Source organism: Aureimonas phyllosphaerae (genome assembly GCF_900113065.1).
Lineage (GTDB): Bacteria > Pseudomonadota > Alphaproteobacteria > Rhizobiales > Rhizobiaceae > Aureimonas > Aureimonas phyllosphaerae.
Genome location: NZ_FOOA01000048.1, coordinates 1 through 6,028, shown reverse-complemented (window position 1 = coordinate 6,028; position 6,028 = coordinate 1). Strand labels below are relative to the sequence as shown.

Below are 6,028 nucleotides of genomic sequence, written 5' to 3'. Positions count from 1 at the left end.
CGAGAAGCTGGACAATCTTGCCCGTCTCGTCGACGACCGGAGACAGGATCGTACGCCACCAGCGAAGTCCCGAGGGTGTTTCCGCCAGTTCCTCGTACTCGTCCATGACACCGGAGGCGAGGCAACGCCGATAGTTCGCCTCCCAGGCCTCAGCCCCTTCGAACGACATGAACTCGTCCGCCGTCTTGCCGATGAACATCTCCTTCGTCAGGCCCGAGATCTGACACAGGATGTCGTTGATGCCATCGTAGCGCAGAATGCCGTCGTCGGTGATGGCCACCGAGAATGCCGGAACGGCAAGCGAATCCACGTTGATCTTCGACACCGAGCCCAGCCCTATTCCGCAACGTCAGATTGACGAGGATGCGTAAAGATCAACTGAAGTTTACAGTCGCGGTTGACTCGAAGACTAAGTCGAGCGTCGACGTGCAGCGAAAGCGAGCGCGCTACAGCGGGAACTTAATGTGGCTCCAGGCATAAAGAAGCCCGCTGCGGTGAGCCGAACGAGCTTCTTCTCCGAAAATGCGGTCGAAAGATCAGGCGAACGCGCCAGCGTCCAAGCTTGCCGACGAGATCCCCGTCAGAACAATGGTGCCCCCGCCGGACAGGGTCAGCACCGCCGAACCGTTGACGTCCGATGCGCTGTAGGTTTGCCCGCCCAGCTCCAGTCGGTCGCCCTCAGCTCGATTGAAGTCGATGATGATGTCGTTCCCGGAGTTGGCAACAAAGCGGAACGTGTCAGCACCCGCGCCACCGGAAAGGGTATCGTTGCCGAGATCACCCCAAACCTGATCGTTGCCACGATCGCCCATCACCATATCGTTGTCGCGACCGCCACGAACCTCGTCATCGCCTTGGCCACCCCGGATCGTGTCGTTGCCGAGATCGCCATAGACACGATCGTTGTCTAAGTCACCGAAGACCTGATCGTCGTCCTTGCCGCCGTACACAGCATCGACGCCGCGTCCACCGTAGACATTGTCCCGCCCCATGTTTCCGAACAGGACGTCGTTGCCTTGGTTGCCGAAAATCTGATCGTCCCCGCCATTGCCGGTGATGCGATCATCTGTCTGCCCGTCGCGACCGACCAGGTAGTCAGCCGCTTCGGTTCCGAAGATCTCGCTGGGGCCAGCCGGCGTGCCGAGCATCGCATCGATACGAGCCTGGGCCCCTGCAACGAGACCGCCGACATTGGTTTCGTTGAACGCGAACACGGGTTCGTTGCCGAAGCGATTGCCGATTGTAACCGACGTGTCGACCGAGAGCTGAATGATCATCTCGCTACCGGAGTAGGTGATCCTCCCGTAGAGATCCGCCATCGAATTGATTCCCGGCACACCGTGGAACTCGACGATGTCGCCGTTGTCGATACCGGTGATGTAGATGTCTCCGGTCACATTGCCGTTGATGACGACGCGATCGAGCGAACCGTCGCCAGGGTATCCGGTACCACGAGCGACATCGACACTGCCGGACCCGTTGATGACAACAAGGTCGGCGCCCACGCCGGAACTGCCGGAAGAGCCAGTCAGGAAGATGATGTCATCACCGGCTCCACCTTCGAAAGCATTGCTCTCATACGGATTGCCTCGAGGCTCGCGAAAGATGATATCGTTTCCGTCGCCGCCATCAAGAAAACCCATACCGACCAAAATGTCGTCACCGGAGCCGCCATAGGCGCTGTAGGCACCATTGAAACCGTCACCTATTTTCGGGAGTGACGCGGAAAGCCGGACGATCTCGGTCGCGAAGATGACGTCATTTCCGTTGCCGCCTTCAAAGGCGTTTTGACCCGGCCCCCCGACCAGGACGTCGTCGCCATCCGCCCCGCGAATGTCGTCATCCCCGCCAAGCCCAAACAGCCGGTCAGGACCAGCTGTACCAATGATCAGATCCGCACCTTGTGTCGCCATGTCATTCCCCCTGTCGCGCGATTGTAGCTGAGCGCGCATCAGATTGGCGGGTCTGCAGGACAATTGAAAGTCGAATTCTTCCGTTAGGTAAGGCATAACGATAGAACTCTGGATGACTTGTTACATCCTGCACCGGTTTTGCCGTATGCTATGTCGGCTGGAGCCAGGTGAAACTGCTGGTGACTCTGGTCACGAAAAAGCCCGCCGCGGCGAACCGGGCGGGCTCTCTGCCTCGATGGACGTTGAACGTCAGGCGATCAGGAAGTCCCCGAGGCTTGCCGGACTGACGCCCTGCAGAACGATTGTGCCGCCGCCCGACAGGTCGAACACCGTCGAGCCGTTGACCTCCGAGACCGTGAACGTCTGGCCCTGGAAGTCGAGCCGGTCGCCTTCGGACTGGTTGAAGTCGACGATGATGTCATTGCCGGAGTTCGCCGCAAAGCGGAACGTGTCCGCGCCACCGCCGCCCGATAGCGTGTCGTTGCCGAGGTCGCCCCAGATCTGGTCGTTGCCGAGGTCACCGAAGACGAAGTCGTCGCCCTGACCGCCGCGAACCTCGTCGTCACCCTGGCCACCGCGGACTGTGTCGTTGCCCTGGTTGCCGTTGACGAGGTCGTTGCCCTGACCGCCGTTGATGTTGTCGTTGCCCATGCCGCCGAAGACGATGTCGTTGCCGCGGTCGCCGAACAGGGTGTCGTTGCCCATGCCGCCGTAGACCTGATCGTCGCCCTGGCCGCCTTGGAGGAGATCGTCGTCCTGGTTGCCGTTCAGGACGTCGTCGCCTTGGTTCCCGAAGATCGTGTCGTTCCCGACGCCGCCGGACAGGACGTCCGGGCCGTTCGAGCCGTTCAAGAGGTTCGGGCCCGCAAGCGGATCGCCGGGCTGAGCGACTACCGGCACGGAGAGCGTCACGTCGTTGCCGTCGCCGCCACGGTAGCTGATCGTCGTGGCGACCCCGCCGATCGTGACGGTCGAGCCCTCGGTCAGACCTGCGAACGTGCCCGACACTGCGTCGGCTCCGTCGTTGGCGATCAAGACGAAGCTTTGGCCAGCCGCCGGCACAAACGAATTGAATGCGGACGCATTGAGCGTCGCACCACCGAGCGTGACTGTCCCTGTTACATCAATGCGATCGTACTGTGCCGCCGACGATCCGCCGATTTCTGCCTGGAAAAATGCACCGGATGCCAAATTTAGGTTGCTAGTCGCGAGGGATCCAGCCGACGGTCCGCTGCCAGCTCCCAAGCCGGCCGCGCTGGCGTTCAGTGTACCGCCGCTTCGAATAGAAACGAGCGATCCACCAATCACCCCGTCGCCCCCGAGCGTCCCTCCGTTGAGAGCAACGGTTTGTGTGGCCGCCACCGAACCGTCGATCCGCAGCGTGCCCACGTCCACTGCGAAAAGGCCATTGGAGGTGTTCACTCCAGATAGGGTGAACGTCCCGCTTCCTACCTTTAGCAGCGTTCCCACGGTCGAGATGTTTCCCGCAAAATCGCTGCTCGTCCCTGTGCCACCTACAGTTAGATCGCCGGTTACGTTGACGGTCGAGGTCGCGTCACCACCCGATAGCGATCCGATCTCCGTTAAGCTGAAGAGCTGAAGAACCCCTCCCGAACCAGTGAACGACACCTCTGCATCGGTAGCCAATGCGGACGAGCCCTGCGTCTGTAAAAGGCTGCCGGAACCGATATTGATCTCCTTCGAGTTCAGGATCGAACCACCTGATTGGATCAACAACCCCGCACCTGTGACTGATGTCGAACCTGAGTAGGTGCTGGCCGACTGCAAGGTGATGATGTCACTGCCAGCTACAACGACGGAGCCCGCCGCGGACGCATCGTGAAGGACGCTGTCGATGGTTCTGGCGCTGCCACCGCTGTCGAGTGTTAGCGATCCGGCGATGCCGATACCCCCGTTCAGCGCACCCTGGGTCGCGCCGCTACCGAGCACGAGCGTATTCGCCCCGCCCGTGAAAGTGATGGCATCGGCCTGACCGCCGAGGCCCGTACCGCCGGTGATCGTGCCCGTATTGGTAATCGTCAGGTTCGAGCCGACGATGCCGGCGCCGCCTGTGCCAGCAGAGTTAGCCCCGGAGTTGAGGGTCGCATCTACGATTCCAACAGAAGCTGCAGCTCCGTCGCCGCCTACAACACTCGCGCCTAATCCGATGTTATTGATGGTGAGGTTTGCCCCCGAGATGCCGGCTCCTCCATCGCCAGCGTAGCCAGCATAAGCCGTGCTTTCGTTGCCAGCGCTTCCACCAACACCACCCGTAATCGCAGCAAGGTTATTGATCGTACCGCCGGCATTGCCTGCCAAGCCGATCCCGCCGTCCCCACCGTTCCCATTAGGTCGGAAGCCGAAAAAAGTTGCCGAGGATCCGAGCCCGCCATTGCCACCAGCGCCGCCGGAAATGTTTCCGCCATTGGCATTCAGAGTAAACGTGGACTCGAAGGACAAGCCAACGCCGCCATTTCCGCCAGAACTCCCAATGGCTTGTTGCACGGCTGCACTGAGGGAGGACCCGCCACCGGTGCCACCACTACCGCCGGAAAACGTGCCCGTATTGTCGAGCGCGACGCCGCTGGCCGTAAATAGACCTCCGGTTCCACCGTCTCCGCCCATTCCGCCGGAGCCTTGCGCAGAGATGCCCCCTACGCCTCCGTCACCACCGGTGACTCCGCCAGAGTTCAAACTGCTGCCGGCTGCCGAAACAATCACTCCATAGCCGCCCGCACCACCGCCGCCGCCGCCGCCGCTGGGGCCGAACTGGTTACCGCCTGCGCCGCCCGCACCGGCTGCCAGAGTGGTCGAGTTCGTGAGCGGCGAGCTTGTATTGAAGCCGTGGGCTCCGCCGCCGCCGCCTCCGCCTCCACTTCCGGACGCAAAGCCGTTCGATGGAGCATCTGGTGCATCGAAGCCTACACCACCGTTGACCCCCGCAACTCCTCCAGCACCTGCCGCACCTGGCGACGATGCGCCAAAGTAGGAGCCGCCTAGTCCACCATCGCCGCCGCCTGCGCCGCCACCTCCGCCACCAGTGCCGCCATAATTACTGGCTGACGCCGGCAAGCCCGGCTCTCCCGCGTCCCCTAGATAGCCGGTCCCGCCTGCACCCCCCGGTCGGCCGCCAATCAAAGAGCCTTCATTGTCCGTCCCGCCTTGACCGCCTGCCATGCTCGCCTCCCAACGCAGGCGCCCCGCGCCCTCTTCCGTTGCGTTAGCTGTAGACGAGTTGGGGGCCGCTCACGATGGCCAGATGCGCACACAGGCAGTTGATTAAAGGTACGTTACAGGGGGCGTTCTGCGATAGCGATGGTCTGATTTCTAGGCGCGACGGCGGCGATCAATCGTCGTTCGCCGTGTCGAGCTCGTCAGGCCGCTTGCCCCGTCGTTCGGGTCCAACAGTAGCGGCCTCGTGAACCGAATTTGAATGGACTGGCTCAGCGTACCTAGGGTTCCACAGGCCTAGATCCGTTATCAATGAAACAGGAGCGGTGACGACGACCGACGACTTCTTACGCTTCACCGAGCCCGTTTGAGCAGCAGCGGTCGGCCGAGAAGGTACCCCTGCCCATAGTCGACGCCGAGCTCACGCAGGCGATCCAGCTGCGGCGCGACCTCGATCCCTTCGGCGACGATCCTGGTGTCGAACGTGCGGGCGAACTGCACGAGCCCTGCGAGAAGTGCCGCCCGGCTCGGGCAGACATGAATGTTGTTCGTCAGGCTGGCATCGATCTTCAGGATGTCGGGCCGCAGGCTCAGGATGTGCTGCATGTTGGCGTATCCGGCCCCCACGTCGTCGATCGCCAGTCGGGCGCCCGATCCCGCAGCGGCCGAAGCGCTGTCATCAGCGGCCGGTAGTCGTCGACCGCCGTATGTTCGGTCAATTCCAGCACGAGGCGCTTGGGATCGACGCCCTCCAGAAAAGGGGAGAACCGTTGATCGAGAAGGATGTCGGGCGAGACGTTGAGGGCGAGAAACATATGGGTCGGGAAGAGGTCCAGGCCTCCGAGAGCGGTCGCCAGCGTCTCGATTTCGAGATCGGGGCCAAGCCCCACTTCATAGGCATCGCGGAACCACGCATCGGGGGAGCGATACGGACGAACCTGGAC

At 61.9% G+C, this 6,028-nt stretch carries 4 protein-coding genes and 1 pseudogene; all 5 read right to left on the bottom strand.

Going from position 1 to position 6,028, the window contains the following annotated elements; all coding sequences use genetic code 11:
• A partial coding sequence (locus BM175_RS22130) for a PAS domain-containing protein (RefSeq protein ID WP_139224773.1) occupies positions 1 to 325 on the bottom strand: 325 nt, incomplete at its 3' end.
• Positions 326 to 536: 211 nt separating this feature from the next.
• Positions 537 to 1,913, bottom strand: a complete 1,377-nt coding sequence (locus BM175_RS22125) for a calcium-binding protein (protein WP_175526980.1) — start codon at positions 1,911 to 1,913, stop codon at positions 537 to 539.
• Between the two features lie 249 nt (positions 1,914 to 2,162).
• On the bottom strand, positions 2,163 to 4,538 hold the full coding sequence (locus tag BM175_RS22550; RefSeq protein WP_139224772.1) for a calcium-binding protein: 2,376 nt from the start codon (positions 4,536 to 4,538) through the stop codon (positions 2,163 to 2,165).
• Positions 4,539 to 5,438: 900 nt separating this feature from the next.
• The gene (locus BM175_RS22115) at positions 5,439 to 5,690 is read right to left on the bottom strand and encodes an EAL domain-containing protein (RefSeq protein WP_244546126.1); all 252 of its coding nucleotides are present in this window, start codon (positions 5,688 to 5,690) and stop codon (positions 5,439 to 5,441) included.
• Positions 5,675 to 6,028 (bottom strand): annotated as a pseudogene (locus tag BM175_RS23180) (EAL domain-containing protein); the annotation flags it as partial. The pseudogene BM175_RS23180 and the gene BM175_RS22115, both read right to left, overlap by 16 nt.